A 21,150-nucleotide genomic window follows, 5' to 3' on the forward strand; every position below is an offset into this window, starting at 1 on the left:
TGACAATTCAACACGTGCCACCGGCTTGAGTTCCACTGCCTTCGCCCCAAAAGAAAAAGGGGCGGCGCATTGCTGCACCGCCCCTTGGTTTGTCGCCTGTCGCGTGATCAGTCGATCAGCGGCAGCAGCTTGTCGAGGCTCGCCTTGGCGTCGCCGTAAAGCATCCGCGTGTTGTCCTTGAAGAACAGCGGGTTCTCGATGCCGGAATAGCCTGTCCCCTGCCCGCGTTTGGACACGATGACGTTCTTGGCCTTCCAGCATTCCAGAACCGGCATACCGGCGATGGGGCTGTTGGGGTCGTCCTGTGCGGCAGGGTTCACGATGTCATTGGACCCGATCACGATCGCCACGTCGGTTGACGGGAAATCATCGTTGATCTCGTCCATCTCCATCACGATGTCATAGGGCACTTTGGCCTCGGCCAGCAGCACGTTCATGTGACCCGGCAGACGCCCCGCAACGGGGTGAATGGCGAAACGCACGTTCTTGCCTTTGGCCCGCAGCTTCTTGACCAGCTCGCTGACCGCTTGCTGCGCCTGCGCGACCGCCATGCCGTAACCGGGGATGATGATGACGCTGTCGGCCTCGTTCAGCAGGGTGGCCACACCGTCGGTGTCGATTGCGACCTGCTCGCCCTCGACCTCCATCTGCGGACCGGATGTCCCGCCGAAACCGCCGAGGATCACGCTGACGAACGACCGGTTCATCGCCTTACACATGATGTAGGACAGGATCGCACCGGACGAGCCGACCAGCGCACCAACGACGATCAGCAGATCGTTGCCAAGGCTGAAACCAATCGCCGCCGCGGCCCAGCCAGAGTAGCTGTTCAGCATCGACACAACCACGGGCATATCCGCGCCGCCGATACCCATAATCAGGTGGTAGCCGATGAACAGCGCCGCCAGGGTCATGATGAACAGCGGCAGGAAGCCACCGGTGTTGAAGTACCAGACCAGACACAGCAGCGACAAGCCAGCAGCCGACGCGTTCAGGATGTGACCGCCGGGCAGTTTGGTCGCCGACGTATCCACGCGCCCCGCCAGCTTACCGTAGGCGATGACCGACCCAGTAAAGGTGATGGCACCGATGAACACACCAAGGAACAGTTCGACCCGCAGGATCGCGATCTCGACGCTGTCTTTCTTGGCCAGCAGCGCTGCGAACCCTTCGGTCGCCTTGCGGGCGGTGTCATCCATCGCCAGCACGTTGCCCAGTTCGATATGCGCGTTATAGCCGACGAACACCGCCGCCAGACCCACAAGGCTGTGCATCGCGGCAACCAGTTCGGGCATCTGCGTCATCTGCACTTTTGTCGCCAGTTGATAGCCGATGGCACCGCCACCCGCGATCAGGATCAGCGACAGCAGCCAGAAGCCGGCCCCCGGCCCGATCAATGTCGCAGCCACGGCCAAAGCCATGCCCACGATCCCGTACCATACCGCGCGCTTGGCGCTTTCCTGACCTGACAGCCCGCCAAGGCTGAGGATGAAGAGGATGGCGGCGACTACGTAAGCCGCTGTTGTAAAACCAAAATCCATTTACCTGAACCCTTTACGATTTTTGGAACATGGCAAGCATGCGCCGTGTCACGAGGAAGCCACCAAAGATGTTGATCCCGCACATAAAGACCGACAGCGCGGCCAGAATAATCACCAGGAACGACCCGGACCCGATCTGCATGACCGCCCCCAGAATGATGATCGACGAAATCGCATTGGTCACAGCCATCAGCGGTGTGTGCAGACTGTGTGCCACACCCCAGATCACCTGGAAGCCGATAAACACGGACAGCACGAATACGATAAAGTGCTGCATAAAGCTGGCCGGCGCGACCAGACCCACCGCCAACAGCAACGCGCCACCGATGGCCAGCAGGCCGACCTGATTGCGGGTTTGTGCCTTGAACGCGGCCACTTCGTTGGCGCGTTTCTCTTCCGGCGTCAGATCTTTCGGCTTGTCCTTCTTCGGAGCCGCCGCAATTGCCGCGACCTTGGGGGGCGGCGGTGGGAAGGTGACTTCCTTGTCATGGGTGATGGTCGCCCCACGGATCACGTCGTCTTCCATGTTGTGGTTGACCACACCGTCTTTTTCCGGCGTCAGATCGGTCATCAGGTGACGGATGTTGGTCGCATAAAGCGTCGAGGCCTGCGTTGCCATCCGGCTGGGGAAATCGGTGTAGCCGATGATGGTCACGCCATTCTCGGTCACGATTTTCTCGTCCATCTTGGTCAGCTTGCAGTTGCCGCCCTTTTCCGCCGCCAGATCGACGATCACCGACCCGGGCTTCATCGCTGCGACCATATCTTCGGTCCACAGCTCAGGCGCTTCGCGGTTGGGGATCAGGGCGGTGGTGATGACGATGTCGACCTCGGGAGCCAGCTCGCGGAACTTGGCCAGCTGTGCTTCGCGGAATTCAGGCGAGGAAACAGAGGCATAGCCACCGGAGGCAGAGCCGTCCTGCTGCTCTTCCTCGAAATCGAGGTAGACAAACTCGGCCCCCATCGATTCAACCTGTTCGGCCACTTCTGGACGCACGTCAAAGGCCAGCGTGATAGCACCTAGGGATGTGGACGTGCCGATTGCGGCAAGACCGGCAACACCGGCACCGACAACCAGAACCTTCGCCGGAGGCACCTTGCCCGCCGCCGTGATCTGACCGGTAAAGAAGCGGCCAAAGTTGTTGCCTGCCTCGATCACCGCACGGTAGCCCGCGATGTTAGCCATCGACGACAGCGCGTCCATTTTCTGCGCGCGGCTGATCCGGGGGATCATCTCCATCGCGACAACAGTGGTGCCTTTCTCGGCCGCCTCTTTCATCTTGGCCTCATCAGCCACAGGGCTGAAGAAAGAGATCAGCGTCTGGTCAGACCGCATCATCGCCATCTCTTCAGTGTTGGGGACGCGGACCTTGGCCACGACATCCGCCGTCTCCCAAAGCTCGGCCGCCGTGTCGATCACCTCTACCCCGGCTTCGACATATTTATCGTTGGAAAAACCAGCCGCCTCGCCTGCGCCGGCTTCGATCATACAGCTATGACCAAGCTTTTGCAGCTGCAGTGCTGATTCCGGGGTCATCGCTACGCGATTTTCCCCTTCAAATGTTTCTTTTGGCGTCCCGATCTTCAATCCAGAGTCCCCCGTTTGTGCTTCTACGCCCAGTGTGGCGCAATAATATTACCCAGAGCGATAGCGCTTGGGTTCCTATAGTACAAGAGACGGACATAATTAGAACAGCGTTTTGCAGCGTCAATAGCGCTAACAGCCCGATTTTTAGGTTTACGACGTTGCGTGAAAACCCGCGCGCCCTTGCGCCTGCCCCCTGCTGCCGACAGCATGCCCCCATGATGATCCATTTCATAAGGGAGAGCAGAATGGACCTACAGGGAAAACACGCGCTGATCACGGGCGGCGGCACCGGTATCGGGCTGGACATCGCGCGGGATCTGGCCGCACGGGGCGCACATGTGACCATCACAGGCCGACGCCAAGAAGTGCTGGACGAGGTCGCAGGCGATAACATGACCGGCATGGCAATGGATGTGCGCAGCGAGGAAGACGTGGTCGCCAAGATCGCCGCCGCCGTCAAAGCCCACGGTCCGATCCAGATCTGCATCCCCAACGCCGGCATCGCCGAGGGTAAGGCCGTGCATAAGACCGACATGGATTTCTGGCGCAATATGATGTCGACCAATCTCGACGGTGCTTTTCTGACCATCCGCGAATCGTTGAAAACCATGCGCGATACCGACTGGGGCCGCGTCATCGCGATCTCTTCGATGGCGGGCCTGAAGGGGCTTCCCGGGGCGGCGGCCTATTCGGCGTCGAAACACGGGATGATCGGTTTGGTCAAATCGCTGGCGGCGGATTATCTGGGGCAACCCTATACGTTCAACGCAATCTGCCCCGGCTATGTCGACACGCCCATCGTGTCGCGCAATACGGCGTCGATCTCGGAACGTGCTGGTATCTCGGAAGAAAAAGCGCGCGCGATCATGGTCAACTCCAACCCGCACAAGCGTCTGATCGAGGTGTCCGAGGTCACAGCCGCGGCCGCATGGCTGACCGGTCCGGGGTCGCAAAGCATCAACGGACAATGCATCCAGGTCACCGGCGGCGAGATGTAATCGCCCACCGGTCATGATTTGTTAACTTTGGGGCGGCTAAGGTCGCCCCATGCACAAGATCACATACCCGATAGCCCCGCCCCCAAGCGCCGTCGCTTTTCAAAGCTGTCGCAAACGGCACCCCCAGCACGCGGGCAAACCACGCGCGCCGCAGCCAAGATCCGCCGCACCGCCGGATTTCCTCTGGCAGAAGATCGACACGCTGACCGCCCGCTATCTTGCAAGGTCAGGCCCCTTGCATGTGCCGCGCATCACGCTGTCGGGGTAACCTGTCAGGCGGATTTCAACATCCGCTGATGCTTGCTGTCCGCCCAGGCCTGCGCCGCCGCACCAAAGCGTTCGAACAGGGGACGCGACACCGGATCATTGCCTGCGTCCCATTCGGGGTGCCACTGCACGGCAAGGGTGAACCCCGGCGCGTCCTTGATATATATCGCCTCTGGTGTGCCGTCTTCGGCAAAACCGTCGATCACCACACGCGGACCAGCCGCCTTGATCCCCTGCCCGTGCAAGGTATTCGTCCGCACCTTCGGGGCCCCCAAGACCTCGTGGAAGATACCGCCTTGGGTAAAGGTCACATCGTGGCGCAGCTCGAACTTCTGCTCCATCGTGCCATCGGGGGGCATGCGGTGGTTCATACGGCCGGGTAGCTCACGGATTTCGGGGTAAAGCGTGCCACCCATGGCGACATTCACCTCTTGGAACCCCCGGCAGACACCAAAGAAAGGCTGCCCGCGTTCAACGCAGGCGCGCACCAGCCCCAGGGCGATAGCGTCGCGCGCACGGTCAAAGGTGCCATGCGCCTCGGTCGCGGGTTCGCCGTATTCCTCGGGGTGCACATTGGGCCGCCCGCCGGTCAGCAAAAAGCCGTCGCAGGTCTCCAACAGCTCTTCCACCGACACAAGCGACGGGTCGCTCGGGATGATCAGGGGCAAACAGCCAGACACCTGCGCCACGGCGATGGTGTTCATCGTGCCGGCGGCGTGGATCGGATATTGATCGTTCAACAGGCTGGTGTTTCCGACAATACCAACAACAGGACGCGCCATATTCAGCCTCAGAGTTTGATTTCGCTCAAAGCCTACCGCGTCCTCAATCCGACCTCAACACCCCAAAGCGGGCGTTATTCCTCGCCTTTCAGCCCTGCCGCTCCGATCCCTGCCAGCGCTGCTTTGACATCATTGTCCGAGGTATCCCCCGTCACACCCAGCGCGCCAATCACCACGCCGGCGTCATCGCGCAGCAGCAAGCCGCCGGGCACAGGCACCACCGCCCCACCGTACACACCGTTCACCGCCGCCATGAAATAGGCCTGCTGTTCGGCCCGCGCCATCTGCGCGCGCCCTGCCATCCCCAGCATCACCGCGCCATAGGCTTTGCCGTGGGCGATCCCGAAACGCCCCGGAGCTGCACCGTCTTCCCGCTCGAAGGCTTGCACGTGGCCGCCCGCATCAAGCACCACTGCCGACAAGGGCTTCAGCCCCAGCTCATGCCCCTTCTTGAACGTCTCGGCGATCATCGTGCGCGCCTGCTCTAATGTGACTGCCATGCTATCCTCATTGTTACTTCATTTTGCCAACTAAACTCCGGGGAGCGCGAGGGGCTGGCCCCTCGCCCTTTCCGAAACTTCAAACTCAGCCCTGCGCGGCTTTCAGCTCCAACCGGCGGGCATGCAGGACAGGTTCGGTATAGCCCGAAGGCTGCACGCGCCCTTTCAGCACCAGATCGCTGGCCGCTTGAAAAGCGATGCCGTCAAAACCCGGTGCCATAGGCTGATACAGCGGATCGCCCGCATTCTGCCGATCCACAACAGCGGCCATCTTCTTGAGGGCCGCCGTGACCTGCTCTTCCGAGATCACCCCGTGGTGCAGCCAGTTCGCCAGCGCCTGAGCCGAGATGCGGCAGGTCGCGCGGTCTTCCATCAGACCGACGTCATGGATGTCTGGCACCTTCGAGCAGCCCACACCCTGATCGACCCATCGCACAACATAGCCAAGGATGCCTTGGGCGTTGTTCTCGACCTCCTGCGCGATATCCGCGTCCGACAGGTTCCGCCCGTCCAGTACAGGAATGGTCAGCAAATCGGCCAGCGTGCCACGGGCCCCACCCTGTTTGATCTCGTCCTGACGCGCCAGCACGTCGATTTTGTGGTAGTGCATCGCGTGCAGTGTGGCGGCCGTGGGCGATGGCACCCAAGCGCAGTTAGCACCCGCCTTGGGGTGACCGATCTTGGCCTCCAGCATTGCCTCCATCATATCGGGCATGGCCCACATGCCCTTGCCGATCTGGGCACGTCCCTGCAGGCCGCAGGCCAGACCGATATCAACGTTGCGATCCTCATAGGCGCTGATCCAGGGGGCGTTTTTCATCTCGCCCTTGGGCACCATCGGCCCTGCCTCCATAGAGGTGTGGATCTCGTCGCCGGTACGATCAAGGAAGCCGGTGTTGATAAAGGCCACGCGCGATTTGGCCGCGCGGATACACTCCGCCAGGTTGACCGAGGTGCGGCGCTCTTCATCCATGATGCCCAGCTTGACCGTATTGGCGGGCAGACCCAGCACGGTTTCCACGCGGGTAAATATCTCATCGGCAAAGGCCACTTCCTCGGGCCCGTGCATCTTGGGCTTAACCACATAGACCGATCCCGCGACCGAGTTGCGCATGCCCCCGGTCTTTTGCAGATCGTGCATCGCGATCAGCGTGGTGACCATGGCATCCATCAGCCCTTCGCCAATCTCGCGCCCGTCGCGGTCCAGAATGGCGGGGTTGGTCATCAGGTGGCCGACATTGCGCACCAGCATCAGCGACCGCCCCTTGATCGTCAGCGCGCTGCCGTCTGGCGCGGTATAGTCGCGATCCCCGTGCATCTCGCGCGTGACCTGCTGGCCGCCCTTCTCGAAGGTTTCCGACAGATCGCCTTTCATCAGCCCCAACCAGTTACCATAGGCCACGACCTTGTCCTCGGCGTCCACGGCGGCAACGCTGTCTTCACAATCCATGATCGTGGACATCGCGGATTCCAGCAGCACATCCGCCACGCCTGCCGGATCGGTCTTGCCGATGTTATGCGCGGCGTCGATCCGGATTTCGATGTGCAGCCCGTTGTTGCGCAGCAAGATCGCCTCGGGCGCGGCTGCGTCCCCACGGTAGCCGACAAACTGCGCCGGATCTTTCAACGCAGGTGTCAGCGCGCCGTCAACCACGGCATACCCCGTTACGTCCGCGTGACTGCCTGACGCCAGCGGCACCGCGTCATCCAGAAACGCCTTGGCCTGCGCCACGACCCGTGCACCACGGTCCGCATCGTATCCCTTGCCCTGCGGCAGATCACCCAAAGCGTCGGTGCCGTAATAGGCGTCATACAGGCTGCCCCACCGCGCATTGGCGGCGTTCAGGGCAAAGCGGGCGTTGGTGATCGGCACCACCAGCTGCGGGCCAGGCACCTGAGCGATTTCAGGGTCGACGCCTTTTGTGTCAATCTCGAACGCGGGGCCTTCGGGCACCAGATAGCCAATCTCGCGCAGAAAGCTTGTGTAGGCGTCCGCATCATGAGGCTGGCCGGCGCGTTCCTTGTGCCAGCTGTCGATCTTGGCCTGCATGTCTTTGCGGGTCTGCAACAGCGCGCGGTTCTTGGGGCCAAGGTCATGTACCAGATCGCTGAGCCCCGCCCAGAACGTTCCCGCATCGATGCCGGTGCCGGGCAGTGCTGCACCCTCGATAAAATCAACCAGTTCGGCGGCAACCTGAAGGCCGTTCTTGTCGGTACGCTGTGTCATCTCATAGCTCCTGTCGCTCGCGTGGAATTTGCTTTGCGACAAGACTTAGAAGGTATCCCCCCGTGGAGCAACATGTATTGGTAAAAACATCTTACCAATGCAGCCCCTACCGAGCGCCAACTGCCCCCCGTGCCCTGCGGCATCGGTCAGAGCAGTATTTCACCACCTCCCAATCGCGCGCCCATTTGCGCCGCCAGCTAAAGGGCAACCCGCAGCTTTGGCATATCTTGGTCGGCAGATCTGATTTCTTGCGCATTTTCGCCATTGCGCCTTACCCCCCGGATAATCCCTATCATCATAAAAAACGGCAGGCCTTGTTACCAAAGCCTGCCGTCCAAATCATTAAATCTTCAATCGTTAAAAGCGCTTATAAAACTCAGTTGCTTTCGTTTGTCCCCGGTGCGACGGGATCAACAGGCGCTGCGTTGGTATCGTCCGCCTGTGTTGCGCCGCTTGTGTCTTCCTCGGTCACCGCGGGGACGGTGCTGTCAGTGGTAATGGCCTGCGTGCCTTCTTCGGCAGCGGGCTGGCGGTCTTCGCGACCGTTGTCGATCAGGATGAAGCCAAGAATGGCCGTAATCACGATGCCGAAGATCATCGCGCCTTTGACGCCAAGCAGCGCGGGTTTGTGCTGTTTCTCTTGCTTGTCGATATTTGTGTCGGGTGCAGACATGATGCCCTCCGATGGGTTCGGTGAAAGTTGATCTTCTCGGGTGGCGACCTTGCAGGTGCCGTGTTGCAAGACTAACTTGAGCGCTGGACATCTGGTTCCAAACAGAAGGAAAAAACATGCGCGACGCTGCCCCCCAGACGATATATCTGGCCGACTACACGCCTTATGGCTTTATCATCGACGATGTCGCGCTGCACTTCGATCTGGACCCGCGCAAGACCCGCGTCAAAAGCCGTATCTCCTTTCGCCCCAACCCCGATGCAAGCGACCACACGTTCTTTCTGCACGGGGAGAACCTATCGCTCGTCTCGGCCATGATTGATGGCACGCCCGTCTCGCCCGAGGTGACGCCCCAGGGGCTGACGTGCGATGTGCCAAACGCGCCCTTCGTCTGGGAAGCGGAGGTAGAGATCGACCCGATGGGCAACACCGCGCTTGAGGGGCTTTATATGTCGAACGGCATGTATTGCACCCAATGCGAGGCGGAAGGCTTTCGCAAGATCACCTATTACCCCGACCGCCCCGATGTGATGGCGGTGTTTACCGTGACCATCAACGGACCACATCCGGTATTGCTGTCCAACGGCAACCCCGTCAGCAGCGGCAAGGATACCGCCGAATGGCATGATCCCTGGCCCAAGCCTGCCTACCTGTTTGCTCTGGTCGCGGGCGATCTGGTCGCACACCCCGGCAGCTTCACCACGAAATCCGGCCGCAAGGTTGACCTGAACCTCTATGTGCGCCCCGGTGATGAAGGCAAATGCGCTTTCGGGATGCAGGCGCTGAAAGACAGTATGAAATGGGACGAGGACGTTTATGGTCGTGAATACGATCTTGATCTGTTCAACATCGTTGCCGTGGATGACTTCAACATGGGCGCGATGGAGAATAAGGGGTTGAACATCTTCAACTCCTCCGCCGTTCTCGCGTCGCCCGAAACCTCGACCGATATGAACTTTGAACGGATCGAGGCGATCATCGCGCATGAGTATTTCCACAACTGGACCGGCAACCGCATCACCTGCCGTGACTGGTTTCAGCTGTGCCTGAAGGAAGGGCTGACGGTCTATCGCGACAGCCAGTTCACCTCTGACATGCGCTCTGCCGCGGTGAAGCGGATCGGTGATGTGATCGACCTGCGCGCCCGCCAGTTCCCCGAGGACCAAGGCCCGCTGGCCCACCCCGTGCGCCCCGAGAGCTTTCAGGAAATCAACAACTTCTACACCGCCACGGTCTATGAAAAAGGGGCCGAGGTGATTGGCATGCTCAAGCTGCTGGTCGGGGACGAGGCGTATTCAAAAGCGCTTGACCTCTATTTCGATCGCCACGACGGGCAGGCTTGTACCATCGAAGACTGGCTACAGGTGTTCGAGGATACAACAGGCCGCGATCTGGGGCAGTTCAAGCGCTGGTATTCCCAAGCGGGCACGCCGCAGCTGTCGGTCACCGAAAGCTGGGACCACGGCACATTGACGTTGCATTTCAAGCAGCACACCCCCGCCAGCGCGGCCACCGCCGACCCGCAGCCCTATGTGCTGCCGATCGCTGTCGGGCTGATCGGTCAGGACGGGGACGAGGTGCACGAGACCACGGTGCTGGAAATGACGCAGGCCGAACAAAGCTTTGTCTTTGACGATCTGGGAACGCGCCCTGTGGCATCCGTGCTGCGCGGCTTTTCCGCGCCGGTGGTGCTGACCCAAGACCTGTCGGACGCAGACCGCGCGCATCTGCTGGCCCATGACAGCGATCCGTTCAACCGTTGGGAACAGGGGCGCATGCTGGCCTATGGCTCGCTGCTTGGGATGATCCGCGAGGGCAAGGCCCCGAACAAGGATTGGCTGGCCGGTATCCGCGCGGTGATCGGGGATGAAACCCTTGATCCGGCGTATCGCGCGCTGATGCTGGGGCTGCCGTCGCAATCCGATCTGGCGCGCGCGCTGTCAGAGGCAGGCGACACCCCCGACCCCGACATCATCTATGCCGCGACCGAGGCGACCCGCGCCGCGATGGCCGACGCCTTTGCCGATCTGTTGCCGACGCTTTATCGCCGTCACACCGTCGACGCCCCGTTTGAGCCAAACGCCAAGCAGGCGGGCAAGCGCGCCCTGTCCAATGCCGCCCTGTCACTGCTGACGCGCAATGACGACGGCGTGCTTGCGCAAGAGCAATATGACGCGGCCGACAATATGACCCAGCAGCTTTCCGCGCTGGCCAATCTGGTCCGCGCCGGTCGCGGCAACAAGGCTGTCGAGGCCTTCGAGGCACAGTGGAAAGCGGACCGTCTGGTCATGGACAAATGGTTCGGCCTGCAGGTGATGGAAGCCGACCCCGAGGACGCCCACGAGGTGGTCGAGACGCTGACCAAACACCCTGACTTCAACTGGAAGAACCCCAACCGCTTCCGCGCTGTGCTGGGGGCCTTTGCTGCGCATCACGCAGGCTTCCACCATTCTTCGGGGGCGGGCTATCGTCTGCTTGCCGATTGGCTGATCCAGCTTGATCCGGTGAACCCGCAGACCACTGCGCGGATGTGTTCGGCCTTCCAGACATGGAAACGCTATGACGCTGACCGTCAGGACATGATCAAGGCAGAGCTGGACCGCATCCTGTCGCAACCCGGCCTGTCGCGTGACACGACCGAAATGCTGACACGTATCCGCGGTGCATGATGCCGCCGAAGGTGTCCCGTCGCGGGGCACCTTCCACCATCGGCGTGCGGGGCGCAGCCTTTGGACGGCTTTGGTGGTCGCGGCTGTCTGGCTGGCGCTGGTCACGGCCTATGTCGTGATTGAGGCGTCCCCTGTGATACTGGCGATCGTCGCCCTCTTCACCCTGCCCGCGCTATGGGATCTTGCGACGAACCCCATCGCCAGCCTGAGCCTCTCCCCGCAGGCGCTGGTCTGGCAGCGGGGCAAGGATAAGATCACGATCCCGCTCGACACCATCGACCACATCCGCCTTGATACGCGGCTGGACCTTTCTGTACGCGCGACGGTGGTGCTGCGGTCGGGGCAGCGGTTACGTATCCCCCCCGATACCATGCCCCCGCACCGCCCGTTCGATCACGCGCTGCATGCCGCTGGCGTCCCCACGCAGCGGCACCACTTTAGCCTGCGCGGCTAGGCCGGCCACGGGCGGCGCGTTCAGGATCGCGTTCAGGGGCGCGGCTTGGGCCGCGTCGCATCCAGTGGTTTGCAATAGGCTTGCTGCTTCAGCCAGCGCGACATGTCCCGACGTTTCGCAGGGCTGCGCAACGGGCCCCAGTCCGCCGCGACACCACGCCCGCCGCGACCATAGATCACCCCGTCACGGGGCACGGTGACCGCCATGATCCGCACAGCACAGCTCAGGTTCGCGGCCCCGTTCTGCAACCCCGCGCCCGTGCCGACGTTGCAGCCATAGCCGCGCGCGGTGGCAGGCAGGATCTGCAGCAGCCCGTACCACAGACCGCCCCCCCCGACCGCGCGCGCCTTATAAGTACTCTCATGTTTCGCCAGCGCCGACATGAACCCGACCCAGAACGCCCTGCGGTCCGCGTCCGATGCCGTGGGATAGGCCGGGCACCAGTCGTCGATGTCGGCGGGCACCATATCAACCAGAGGCTTGCCGTGGGACTTGAGCGCGGACAGCGCCGTGCGCGTCCAGACCGCATGCCCGCGCCGGTGCTGCCACCTTGTGCGCGGGATCACACCGTTGCGCGCAGGCGGCGAGACCTCGTAAAGATTGATCGGCGCGGCGGTCGCAAGGTCGGGGCCCGCTGTGCCATCCTCTCCGGGCACTGCAGGCGCGGGTTCGATCGGCGCGGCGGCGGTCGGCGGCCTAGCGTCAGGATCAGGGACCGCGCTGCGGGCCACCGGGCGCAGGACATTCACCGTCTCGGCGACCAGCGGCAGTGCCACGCCACCGGACAGTAGCGCGACCACCACCGGCGCGAGAATCACCCGCCCCAGACCACCGCGCCGCATCCCGCTGCGGCGTGCTTTTATCTTTGCTGACATTCCTACTCCCCCAGTCGTATTCGCGCACAACATAGCGTGTTCCGCGCCATCGTCGCCGGTCTTTGAACAATCAGGCATTATTCAGCCTTAAAGCCGCGTTCAGACGCTTGGCAAATCCCAGACTAACCATCGCGATGCCATCTTGGTGCCTAATTATCCCGCCATTTTCAGTGGCAGAAGACGGGTTCATATAGGACTGGACAAACGATGCGGCACCTCAAGAATTTATTCAAACGCAAAAGCGTTCCGACGCTGCTGTTGGATTCTGACGATCTTGGCCAAACGCCGCGCAAGCAAGAGCCCCGCCCGCAGCCTCAGAAAACCGCGCAAACCGCCGTGCCGCGCCCTGATGCTGTGCCGCCTTCGCCCCATGAAATGCTCAGCATCGACTGCCCTGATCCCACGGCCGAGGACCGTCTTTGCGATGAAAACCACCAGCTGGGCCAAGGCTTGGTGCGGCAGGAGAACTGGGCGGCGCTGTCAAAGGTGATCCGCGCGGCAGACGCTGATAGCAGGCTCACCCCCGGGTCCATGCCTGTGGCCGAGCTGATCGCCTATGGTGCCCGTGCCGATGTGGTCATGGCGACAGAGCACGCGATCGAGGACGTGGACAGCGGCTTTGCCAAAGCCTTGCTGAGCGGGATCGAGGATTTCGAACATGTGCTGGACGAGCACCAAGACGATTACGTCGTCGCCTGCGTCGTGGCGCAGGCGCATATCGACATCGGCTGGGCGTGGCGCGGCAAAGGCGAAAGCAACGTGCTGCCGCAACGCAACCGCGACGCCTGCATCGCCCATTTCGAGCGCGCCGGAGAGATCATCGCTCCCTTCATTGCCCAGCATCCCACCAGCGCGCTTGTCGCGGCCACCTGCTGCGCCCATGCGAGCGGGCCGTTCAACCACCAAGGCGGGCTGCGCGAAAGCTACGAAAAGCTGACTATGCTCAACCCGCTGAACCCGCGCCCCATGCGCGCCTTGGGCAACCACCTGCTGCCGCGCCATCACGGCGGCTATTCAGAGCTTGAGCTTGAAGCCCGACGCACCGCCGCGCGGGTGCAGAATGTCTGGGGGGCCGGTGGCTATACCTGGGTGATGTTTGACGCGATCTGCTCTGATGATACGGCCTGCGCCAATCTGGACGTTGACTATTTCATCGACGGATTGCGCGACATCCTTGCCCATCACTCCACCGCCTATTTCGCGAACCTGCTGGCGGCCTATTGCGCCAATATGACCAGCTTTGGCGGCGGCGGAAACGAACGCGCCGACAGCATTCGCGCCCGCATCGGTGCCTGCACCGAATGGATCATCCGTGCACATCTGACAGAATTGCACCCGATGATCTGGGCCCATGCCGCCCATGGCTTTGACAACAACCTGCGCATCCGGTCGCCGCATAAATTCGCGGCGTCCGGCCGCGAGGATGCAATGCAGGTGATGACCAGCCTGTTCCGGTCCGAGCTCGCCTCGGGGCAGCGGATCGTGTTCACCAGCAAGGGGCCACAGGCCACGCCTGCCTAAGATCGCCTTTGGACAGCACCTCTTGGCCGGTCCGTGCGCGCATTGGCGCGGCCTGCCTCTTGCAGCACCCCGCCCCCTGTCTTATGACCAAGGCGTTCTGTTTCTGACGCCAAAGGTGCCCCCATGCTTGACCTGACCTATGACACCCCCAAAGTGCGCACCATTGCGGGTGCCAAACATGACTGGGAACTGGTCATCGGGATGGAGGTGCACGCGCAGGTTCTGTCGAACGCAAAGCTCTTTTCCGCCGCCTCGACCAAATTCGGGGCCGAGCCGAACAATAACGTCGCTTTCGTTGACGCGGCCATGCCCGGCATGCTGCCCACCATCAACGAATACTGTGTCGAACAGGCCGTGCGCACGGGTCTGGGCCTGAAGGCCGAGATCAACCTGCACAGCGCCTTTGACCGCAAGAACTATTTCTACCCCGACCTGCCGCAGGGCTATCAGATCTCGCAGCTTTACCACCCCATTGTGGGCGAAGGTGAAGTGCTGGTGGAACTGGGCGACGGCACGGCGCGGCTGGTGCGTGTTGAACGCATCCACCTTGAACAGGACGCGGGCAAATCGATCCACGACATGGACCCGAACATGTCCTTCGTCGACCTGAACCGCACCGGTGTTGCACTGATGGAGATCGTGAGCCGCCCCGACATTCGCGGCCCCGAAGAGGCAGCCGCCTATCTGACGAAACTGCGCCAGATCCTGCGCTATCTGGGGACCTGCAACGGGGACATGCAATCCGGTGCCATGCGCGCGGATGTGAACGTGTCGATCTGTCTGCCCGGTCAGTACGAAAAATATCAGGAAACGCAGGATTTCAGCCATCTGGGCACGCGCTGCGAGATCAAGAACATGAACTCCATGCGGTTCATCCAGCAAGCGATCGAGGTCGAGGCGAAACGCCAGATTGCCATCGTCGAGGCCGGTGGCGAAGTGGTGCAGGAAACCCGCCTGTTCGATCCGGACAAGCAGGAAACCCGCTCCATGCGCTCCAAGGAAGAGGCGCATGACTATCGCTATTTCCCCGACCCCGATCTGTTGCCTTTGGTGATCGAACAGGCTTGGGTGGACGACATCGGTGCCAACCTGCCCGAATTGCCTGACGCCAAGAAAGCGCGTTTCATCAACGACTTCGGCCTCAGCGACTATGACGCCTCGGTGCTGACCTCGGATCTGGACAGCGCAGGCTATTTCGAGGCGACCGCACAGGGTCGCGACGGCAAGATGGCGGCGAACTGGGTGATTAACGAACTGTTTGGCCGTCTCAAGAAAGACGAAAAAGCCATCACCGACAGCCCCGTCAGCCCTGCTCAGCTTGGTGGTGTGATAGATCTGATCGCCTCTGACGCGATTTCGGGCAAGATCGCCAAGGATCTGTTTGAAATCGTCTATACCGAAGGCGGTGATCCTGCGGTGATCGTTGAAGAACGCGGGATGAAGCAGGTCACAGACACCAGCGCGATCGAGGCCGCCGTGGACGAGATCATCGCCGCGAACCCCGATCAGGTCGCCAAAGCGCGCGAGAACCCAAAGCTCGCCGGTTGGTTCGTCGGTCAGACGATGAAGGCCACGGGCGGCAAGGCGAACCCCAAAGCGGTCAACCAGATCGTCGCGCAAAAACTGAACGGCTAAGACATCGGGCCGGGGTTTACCAAAACCCCGGCCCTTTTCTTGCCACGCTTACCCTCTGACATCCTGTGAAAGGTCATTTATGGAAACGCCCTTCCGGTCATCGCCGCGCATCGTTCAGCCCGAATGGATCGACTTTAACGGTCACCTGAACATGGCCTATTATTCGGTGCTGATGGATAACGCCGTCGATGATGCCTACCACCAGATCGGGTTCGGACCAGAGTATCAGAAGACCGGCCACACCACCTATGTTGCCGAATTCCACATCTGCTATCTGCGCGAGCTGCACGAAGGGGCGTCGACCTATTGCACCTTCCAGCTGCTCGACTTTGATGAAAAACGTTTCCATTCCTTCACGCAGCTTTGGCACGCGGACGGATGGCTTGCCGCCACGGGCGAGGCGCTGACGCTGCACATTGACCAGTCCGGCCCCCGCGTGGCCCCCATGCCCGCCGACATCATGGCGCGGCTTGAGGCGATGAAAACAGCCCATGCCAGCTTGCCTTATCCCGAACAGGCGGGCCGCAAGATTGGTCTGAAACGCTGAGTGTATCCCGTTGCCCACCCCCGTATTGATTTGAAAGCCAGCCGCCATGCCACGCTATGAATACAAAGTTGTGCCCGCCCCGACCAAAGGGTTGAAAGCCAAGAACGTCAAAGGGGCAGAAGCGCGTTTTTCCCATGCGTTGCAAGAGCTTATGAACGGTCTTTCAGGGTATGGATGGGAATATCAACGCGCCGAGACCCTCCCGTCGATCGAACGCGCGGGTCTGACCGGCAGCACGACAGAGTGGCGCAATGTGCTGGTGTTTCGCCGCCTCCGCGAGGCCGAGCCCGAGGACGAAGCCGTCACTACAGAGCTGCTTCCCCCGCCGCAGTCCGACACGCCCGAGCCCGAAGCTGAAACCGCCCAAGCAGAGGACGCAGGCGACGCGCCCTATTTCGAGGATGAGCATGGCGAAACGAAAGACGACGGCAAGACCGCCGTGGTGGCCCCATCCCTGCTGAACGCGCTGGCGTCGCGCCGCAAATCAACCACGGTAAATACGCCCGCCAAGCCAAGCGCCACAGCCGCAGAACCCGCCCCGAAGACCGAGGCAGACACCACGGCCCCCGAAACGGAAACGGCAAAGACGGATAAGACGGATAAGACGGCAGACTAGCCGCAAACCGTGACGCAGGGCTTAAACGTCGAGATCCAGCGCCAGCGCATGAATACGGCCAATCAGATCGGGGCCAAGCGCGCCATGCACGGCACGATGCCGCGCGACACGGTTCAGCCCCTTGAAATGGGCCGACCGGATTTTCACATTAAAATGACTTTCGCCGCCCTCGCGATAGCCCCCGTGGCCGCGATGGCTTTCACTATCGTCAACGACGCTTAATTCCGACGGGGCAAACGCCTCTTCCAGCCGGTCGGCAATTTCTTGTGTCACTGACATTTTTTAGCTCAGCCCCCCTTCAATCTCACAGCCCAAGGTCTAAACTGACCGGCCTGAGTCGGAAAGGTCCATATCATGCCCAAAAGTGATCCCTTTGGATTCGACATGTCCGTGTCGTCTTCGAAAAAGAAAAATCCCCGTGGCCGTCGCGGGATGTCCGGTGCGTCCGAGACATCGCAACGCGTCTGTTCGCACGAAGGCTGCGAAGAACCGGGCAAGTACCGCGCGCCCAAAGCACCGGACGTGCTGGATGATTATTTCTGGTTCTGCCAGAAACACGTGCGCGAATATAACCTCAAGTGGAACTTCTTTGACGGCACCACAGAAGCCGAATTGAACGCCCAGCAGTCCAAGGACAAAGTCTGGGAGCGCACAACCAAGCCCCTTGGCGACCCCGAAGCACGGGCCTGGGCGCGTTTGGGCATCGAGGACCCGCATCAGGTTCTGGGCAAGAACGCGACGCAGAACCCCGGCAAAGGGCCTGCCGCCGGTCGCCGCCTGCCCCCCACGGAACGCCGCGCGCTCGAAATTCTGGAAGCCAAGGACACCTGGACCAAACCCGAAGTGCGCAAGGCCTATAAGGCGCTGATCAAGGTGCTCCACCCCGATATGAACGGCGGGGACCGCAGCCAGGAAGAGCAGTTGCAGCTCGTCGTCTGGGCTTGGGACCAGCTGAAGGGCAGCCGCAACTTCAAGGACTGACGCCGCGGCATTCCGGCGGGCCGAGGGCATCGGCAACCGCCTGTGATGGGGCAGAAAAACGATAGGGATGGGGCGGCGCAGACAAATGCGCCGCCCTTTTTCAATGTGCCCCAGGGATTCGCGGTTTTGCCGCAGGTGCGAATTGCCCCTTTCCCTCGCGCTCAGGAAAGATATGTTGCCGTGGACGCCACCCTTGATCCGCAAGCGGTGCGCAAGACAGAAGCATGAAGGACGTACAGAATATGGCCGAGACCTCATTGGACCTCACAACCAAACCCACCAAAGAGATCTCCGTTCGCGAAGTCTTTGGCATCGACACCGACATGGTGGTGCATGGCTTTGAAGAACGTACAAGCCGCGTTCCCGATCTGGACAGCACCTATAAATTCGATCCCGACACCACGATGGCGATCCTTGCGGGGTTCAACCATAACCGCCGCGTGATGGTTCAGGGCTACCACGGGACGGGCAAGTCCACTCACATCGAACAGGTGGCAAGCCTGCTGAACTGGCCCTGTGTCCGCGTCAATCTTGATAGCCACATCAGCCGGATCGACCTGATCGGGAAAGACGCGATCAAGCTGAAAGACGGCAAGCAGGTCACAGATTTTCAGGAAGGCATCCTGCCTTGGGCCCTGCGCAACCCCACAGCGATCGTGTTTGATGAATATGACGCGGGCCGCGCCGATGTGATGTTCGTGATCCAGCGCGTGCTGGAAGTCGACGGCAAGCTGACGCTGTTGGACCAGAACCAAGTGATCGAACCTCACCCCTATTTCCGCATCTTCGCGACCGCGAACACGGTGGGTCTGGGCGACACCACGGGTCTTTACCACGGCACGCAGCAGATCAACCAGGGCCAGATGGACCGTTGGTCGCTGGTGGCGACGTTGAACTATCTGAGCATCGACGCCGAAACCCAGATCGTTCTGTCGAAGAACCCGCATTACAACACCGAAAAAGGCCGCAAGACGATCAAACAGATGGTTACCGTCGCAGACCTGACGCGCACCGCCTTCATGAATGGCGAACTCTCGACCGTCATGTCGCCGCGGACCGTGATTGCCTGGGCCCAGAACGCCGAGATTTTCCGCGACGTGGGCTATGCCTTCCGCCTGTCGTTCCTCAACAAATGTGATGAACTTGAACGCCAGACCGTGGCCGAATTCTATCAGCGTCTGTTCGACGAAGAGCTACCGGAATCCGCCGCCAGCCTGAGCCTTGGCTAAGCTACGATCCACCCCGTGCCCGCGTTGGCAGGGATGAAGAACAAGACGTCCACCGGCAGCTTGGTCGGTGGGCGACAGTCTGACCGCAGCGCCCCGTTTCGTGTGGCCGCGGTGACCAAAGCCGCAGGTCGGCCGCACTCGGATGGGAGAATGACATGAGCAAACAATCAGATAACCCCGCCGACGCGTTCAAAAAGGCTTTGGCCGAAGCGACCAAGGTCATGTCGAACGATCCTGATCTCACGGTCAGCTATTCCGTTGATCCCTCGGGGCTCAGCGGGGATTCCATGCGCCTGCCACAGGTCAGCCGCCGCATGACCCGCGAGGAAGTCCTGCTGGCCCGTGGCACCGCCGACGCGCTGGCGCTGAACCGGCGCTATCACAACGGCCAGACCCACGCGAAATACATGCCCGCTGGTGACATGGCCCGCGATCTTTATGAAGCGATGGAGACCGCCCGCTGCGAAGCCGTAGGTGCACGCGACATGCCCGGCACCGCGGGCAATATCGACGCCAAGATCAAATACGACTCCCTGCGCAAGGGCTATGATCAGGCCAAGCAACCCTCGGACGTGCCTTTGGCGACGGCGGCAGGCTATCTGGTGCGCCATCTGGCGACGGGGCGTGACATGCCCGCCGGCGCCGCCAACGCGATGGAGCTGTGGCGCGGCTATATCGAGGATCAGGCCGGTGGCACGCTCGAGACGTTGAACGACACGCTGGATGATCAGGCCGCCTTTGCCCGCTTTGCGCGCAAGATGATCGTTGATCTTGGCTATGGCGATCAGCTGGGCGATGACCCCGACCAAGGCGACGACGACCAAGACAGCGCCGAGGAAGAAGGCACCGAAGAAGAGCAAGAGCCCGATAGCACCGGTCAGGACGAACAGGACGACGACGAGGCAGAAGCCTCGCCCGAGCAGTCGCAAGAGCAGCAGCAGGATGAATCTCAGGCGCAGGTGTCGATGGATGACACCGCCGATCAGGAGCTTGGCGAAGAGGCCGAGATGCCCGATGGCGACGCCCCGATGGAGCCGCCCGCCCCGCCACAAGCCTCGGACGCGGACCCGAATTATCTGGTGTACCAAACAGATCATGACGAGGTGATCGGGGCCGAAGACCTTGCCGAACCGGCAGAGCTTGAACGCCTGCGCGCCTATCTGGATCAGCAGCTTGAACCGCTGAAAGGCGCGGTCAGCCGTCTGGCGAACAAGCTGCAACGTCGCTTGCAGGCGCAGCAGAACCGGTCGTGGGAATTCGACCTTGAGGAAGGTACACTGGATGCCGGTCGTCTGGCCCGTGTCGTGGCCAATCCCACAACCCCGCTGTCGTTCAAGGTCGAACAGGACACCGAATTCCGCGACACCTGTGTGACCTTGCTGCTGGATAACTCCGGCTCGATGCGCGGGCGGCCGATTTCCATCGCCGCGATCTGCGCCGATGTTCTGGCCCGCACGCTGGAACGTTGCAACGTCAAGGTCGAGATCCTGGGCTTTACCACCCGCGCCTGGAAAGGCGGCCAAGCCCGCGAGGCCTGGTTGAACGACGGCCGTCCGGTCCAGCCGGGCCGTCTGAATGACCTGCGCCACATCATCTATAAATCCGCCGACGCCCCCTGGCGGCGCACGCGGCCCAATCTGGGGTTGATGATGAAGGAAGGCTTGCTGAAAGAGAACATCGACGGGGAGGCGCTGGAATGGGCGCACCGCCGGATGAGCGCCCGCCACGAGGCGCGCAAGATCCTGATGGTGATCAGCGACGGTGCGCCTGTGGATGACAGCACCCTGTCGGTGAACCCTGCGAATTATCTGGAAAAACACCTGCGCGACGTGATCGCCATGGTCGAGAAACGCAAGGCGGTGGAACTGCTGGCCATCGGCATCGGCCACGACGTCACCCGCTATTATGACCGCGCCGTCACGATCACCGATGTCGACCAGCTGGCCGGTGCGATGACCGAACAGCTGGCGGCGCTGTTTGATACCGATCCCCGCGCGCGGGCCCGTGTCATGGGCATGCGCCGCGCAAGCTGAGGGTCAGGGACGCT

20 protein-coding genes are annotated in these 21,150 nt (G+C 61.4%); 11 read left to right on the forward strand and 9 right to left on the reverse strand.

What is annotated here, in order from left to right:
- Positions 1 to 107: 107 nt before the first annotated feature.
- Together C1J04_RS11520 and C1J04_RS11525 are read right to left on the reverse strand one after the other, a co-directional pair.
- The gene (locus C1J04_RS11520; protein ID WP_009824894.1) at positions 108 to 1,541 is read right to left on the reverse strand and encodes an NAD(P)(+) transhydrogenase (Re/Si-specific) subunit beta; all 1,434 of its coding nucleotides are present in this window, start codon (positions 1,539 to 1,541) and stop codon (positions 108 to 110) included.
- A gap of 13 nt (positions 1,542 to 1,554) precedes the next feature.
- Positions 1,555 to 3,129, reverse strand: a complete 1,575-nt coding sequence (locus tag C1J04_RS11525; RefSeq protein WP_009824895.1) for a Re/Si-specific NAD(P)(+) transhydrogenase subunit alpha — start codon at positions 3,127 to 3,129, stop codon at positions 1,555 to 1,557.
- Positions 3,130 to 3,374: 245 nt separating this feature from the next.
- Here C1J04_RS11525 and C1J04_RS11530 point away from each other — a divergent pair, with 245 nt between their 5' ends.
- Positions 3,375 to 4,127, forward strand: a complete 753-nt coding sequence (locus C1J04_RS11530) for an SDR family NAD(P)-dependent oxidoreductase (RefSeq protein ID WP_009824896.1) — start codon at positions 3,375 to 3,377, stop codon at positions 4,125 to 4,127.
- A 49-nt stretch (positions 4,128 to 4,176) separates the two neighbouring features.
- On the forward strand, positions 4,177 to 4,395 hold the full coding sequence (locus C1J04_RS11535; RefSeq protein ID WP_009824897.1) for a hypothetical protein: 219 nt from the start codon (positions 4,177 to 4,179) through the stop codon (positions 4,393 to 4,395).
- A 4-nt stretch (positions 4,396 to 4,399) separates the two neighbouring features.
- On the opposite strand, the gene C1J04_RS11540 is transcribed toward C1J04_RS11535, so the two are convergent.
- The 5 genes from C1J04_RS11540 to C1J04_RS11560 form a co-directional block, all read right to left on the reverse strand.
- Positions 4,400 to 5,176 (reverse strand): gamma-glutamyl-gamma-aminobutyrate hydrolase family protein, encoded by a 777-nt coding sequence (locus tag C1J04_RS11540; RefSeq protein WP_009824898.1) that lies wholly within the window; start codon positions 5,174 to 5,176, stop codon positions 4,400 to 4,402.
- A 74-nt stretch (positions 5,177 to 5,250) separates the two neighbouring features.
- A complete protein-coding gene (locus tag C1J04_RS11545; RefSeq protein ID WP_009824899.1) occupies positions 5,251 to 5,676 on the reverse strand; it encodes a GlcG/HbpS family heme-binding protein in 426 nt (141 codons plus the stop codon).
- An 85-nt stretch (positions 5,677 to 5,761) separates the two neighbouring features.
- Positions 5,762 to 7,903 (reverse strand): malate synthase G, encoded by a 2,142-nt coding sequence (locus tag C1J04_RS11550; RefSeq protein WP_009824900.1) that lies wholly within the window; start codon positions 7,901 to 7,903, stop codon positions 5,762 to 5,764.
- 106 nt (positions 7,904 to 8,009) lie between these two features.
- Positions 8,010 to 8,168: a DUF2256 domain-containing protein gene (locus C1J04_RS11555; protein WP_009824901.1), complete on the reverse strand. Its 159-nt coding sequence runs from the start codon at positions 8,166 to 8,168 to the stop codon at positions 8,010 to 8,012.
- Between the two features lie 111 nt (positions 8,169 to 8,279).
- The gene (locus C1J04_RS11560; protein ID WP_005854072.1) at positions 8,280 to 8,576 is read right to left on the reverse strand and encodes a hypothetical protein; all 297 of its coding nucleotides are present in this window, start codon (positions 8,574 to 8,576) and stop codon (positions 8,280 to 8,282) included.
- 116 nt (positions 8,577 to 8,692) lie between these two features.
- Here C1J04_RS11560 and pepN point away from each other — a divergent pair, with 116 nt between their 5' ends.
- On the forward strand, positions 8,693 to 11,245 hold the full coding sequence (gene pepN / locus C1J04_RS11565) for an aminopeptidase N (RefSeq protein WP_009824903.1): 2,553 nt from the start codon (positions 8,693 to 8,695) through the stop codon (positions 11,243 to 11,245).
- The gene (locus tag C1J04_RS11570; RefSeq protein ID WP_009824904.1) at positions 11,238 to 11,699 is read left to right on the forward strand and encodes a hypothetical protein; all 462 of its coding nucleotides are present in this window, start codon (positions 11,238 to 11,240) and stop codon (positions 11,697 to 11,699) included. The genes pepN and C1J04_RS11570 overlap by 8 nt, the downstream gene beginning before the upstream one ends.
- Before the next feature lie 32 nt (positions 11,700 to 11,731).
- Here the strand turns inward: C1J04_RS11570 and C1J04_RS11575 are convergent, their stop codons facing one another.
- Positions 11,732 to 12,574, reverse strand: a complete 843-nt coding sequence (locus tag C1J04_RS11575) for a transglycosylase SLT domain-containing protein (protein WP_009824905.1) — start codon at positions 12,572 to 12,574, stop codon at positions 11,732 to 11,734.
- A gap of 207 nt (positions 12,575 to 12,781) precedes the next feature.
- Between C1J04_RS11575 and C1J04_RS11580 the strand changes: the two genes are divergently transcribed.
- The 4 genes from C1J04_RS11580 (at position 12,782) to C1J04_RS11595 (ending at position 16,893) form a co-directional block, all read left to right on the forward strand.
- Positions 12,782 to 14,095, forward strand: a complete 1,314-nt coding sequence (locus tag C1J04_RS11580; RefSeq protein ID WP_009824906.1) for a hypothetical protein — start codon at positions 12,782 to 12,784, stop codon at positions 14,093 to 14,095.
- Positions 14,096 to 14,218: 123 nt separating this feature from the next.
- Complete coding sequence (gene gatB / locus C1J04_RS11585; protein WP_005854083.1) at positions 14,219 to 15,730, forward strand: Asp-tRNA(Asn)/Glu-tRNA(Gln) amidotransferase subunit GatB; 1,512 nt, start codon at positions 14,219 to 14,221, stop codon at positions 15,728 to 15,730.
- Positions 15,731 to 15,809: 79 nt separating this feature from the next.
- Positions 15,810 to 16,277, forward strand: a complete 468-nt coding sequence (locus C1J04_RS11590) for a thioesterase family protein (RefSeq protein ID WP_009824907.1) — start codon at positions 15,810 to 15,812, stop codon at positions 16,275 to 16,277.
- 46 nt (positions 16,278 to 16,323) lie between these two features.
- Complete coding sequence (locus tag C1J04_RS11595) at positions 16,324 to 16,893, forward strand: hypothetical protein (RefSeq protein ID WP_009824908.1); 570 nt, start codon at positions 16,324 to 16,326, stop codon at positions 16,891 to 16,893.
- Between the two features lie 21 nt (positions 16,894 to 16,914).
- Here the strand turns inward: C1J04_RS11595 and C1J04_RS11600 are convergent, their stop codons facing one another.
- The gene (locus tag C1J04_RS11600; protein WP_005854089.1) at positions 16,915 to 17,172 is read right to left on the reverse strand and encodes a BolA family protein; all 258 of its coding nucleotides are present in this window, start codon (positions 17,170 to 17,172) and stop codon (positions 16,915 to 16,917) included.
- A gap of 75 nt (positions 17,173 to 17,247) precedes the next feature.
- Here C1J04_RS11600 and C1J04_RS11605 point away from each other — a divergent pair, with 75 nt between their 5' ends.
- From C1J04_RS11605 to cobT, 3 genes are all read left to right on the forward strand, one after another.
- Entirely contained in the window at positions 17,248 to 17,874 is a 627-nt protein-coding gene (locus tag C1J04_RS11605) for a J domain-containing protein (RefSeq protein WP_005854091.1), read from the forward strand.
- A gap of 224 nt (positions 17,875 to 18,098) precedes the next feature.
- Positions 18,099 to 19,103 (forward strand): cobaltochelatase subunit CobS, encoded by a 1,005-nt coding sequence (gene cobS, locus C1J04_RS11615; RefSeq protein WP_009824910.1) that lies wholly within the window; start codon positions 18,099 to 18,101, stop codon positions 19,101 to 19,103.
- Between the two features lie 155 nt (positions 19,104 to 19,258).
- A complete protein-coding gene (cobT, locus tag C1J04_RS11620) occupies positions 19,259 to 21,136 on the forward strand; it encodes a cobaltochelatase subunit CobT (RefSeq protein ID WP_114865367.1) in 1,878 nt (625 codons plus the stop codon).
- Positions 21,137 to 21,150: the final 14 nt, after the last annotated feature.

This window comes from Sulfitobacter sp. SK025 (assembly GCF_003352105.1).
Lineage (GTDB): Bacteria > Pseudomonadota > Alphaproteobacteria > Rhodobacterales > Rhodobacteraceae > Sulfitobacter > Sulfitobacter pontiacus.

Bases quoted from the DNA above. Each gene is read 5' to 3' on its own strand.
- C1J04_RS11520 (WP_009824894.1), bottom strand. From the start codon at position 1,541: ATGGATTTTGGTTTTACAACAGCGGCTTACGTAGTCGCCGCCATCCTC.
- C1J04_RS11530 (WP_009824896.1), top strand. From the start codon at position 3,375: ATGGACCTACAGGGAAAACACGCGCTGATCACGGGCGGCGGCACCGGT.
- C1J04_RS11535 (WP_009824897.1), top strand. From the start codon at position 4,177: ATGCACAAGATCACATACCCGATAGCCCCGCCCCCAAGCGCCGTCGCT.
- C1J04_RS11540 (WP_009824898.1), bottom strand. From the start codon at position 5,176: ATGGCGCGTCCTGTTGTTGGTATTGTCGGAAACACCAGCCTGTTGAAC.
- C1J04_RS11545 (WP_009824899.1), bottom strand. From the start codon at position 5,676: ATGGCAGTCACATTAGAGCAGGCGCGCACGATGATCGCCGAGACGTTC.
- C1J04_RS11550 (WP_009824900.1), bottom strand. From the start codon at position 7,903: ATGACACAGCGTACCGACAAGAACGGCCTTCAGGTTGCCGCCGAACTG.
- C1J04_RS11555 (WP_009824901.1), bottom strand. From the start codon at position 8,168: ATGGCGAAAATGCGCAAGAAATCAGATCTGCCGACCAAGATATGCCAA.
- C1J04_RS11560 (WP_005854072.1), bottom strand. From the start codon at position 8,576: ATGTCTGCACCCGACACAAATATCGACAAGCAAGAGAAACAGCACAAA.
- pepN (WP_009824903.1), top strand. From the start codon at position 8,693: ATGCGCGACGCTGCCCCCCAGACGATATATCTGGCCGACTACACGCCT.
- C1J04_RS11575 (WP_009824905.1), bottom strand. From the start codon at position 12,574: ATGTCAGCAAAGATAAAAGCACGCCGCAGCGGGATGCGGCGCGGTGGT.
- C1J04_RS11580 (WP_009824906.1), top strand. From the start codon at position 12,782: ATGCGGCACCTCAAGAATTTATTCAAACGCAAAAGCGTTCCGACGCTG.
- gatB (WP_005854083.1), top strand. From the start codon at position 14,219: ATGCTTGACCTGACCTATGACACCCCCAAAGTGCGCACCATTGCGGGT.
- C1J04_RS11590 (WP_009824907.1), top strand. From the start codon at position 15,810: ATGGAAACGCCCTTCCGGTCATCGCCGCGCATCGTTCAGCCCGAATGG.
- C1J04_RS11595 (WP_009824908.1), top strand. From the start codon at position 16,324: ATGCCACGCTATGAATACAAAGTTGTGCCCGCCCCGACCAAAGGGTTG.
- C1J04_RS11600 (WP_005854089.1), bottom strand. From the start codon at position 17,172: ATGTCAGTGACACAAGAAATTGCCGACCGGCTGGAAGAGGCGTTTGCC.
- C1J04_RS11605 (WP_005854091.1), top strand. From the start codon at position 17,248: ATGCCCAAAAGTGATCCCTTTGGATTCGACATGTCCGTGTCGTCTTCG.
- cobS (WP_009824910.1), top strand. From the start codon at position 18,099: ATGAAGGACGTACAGAATATGGCCGAGACCTCATTGGACCTCACAACC.
- cobT (WP_114865367.1), top strand. From the start codon at position 19,259: ATGAGCAAACAATCAGATAACCCCGCCGACGCGTTCAAAAAGGCTTTG.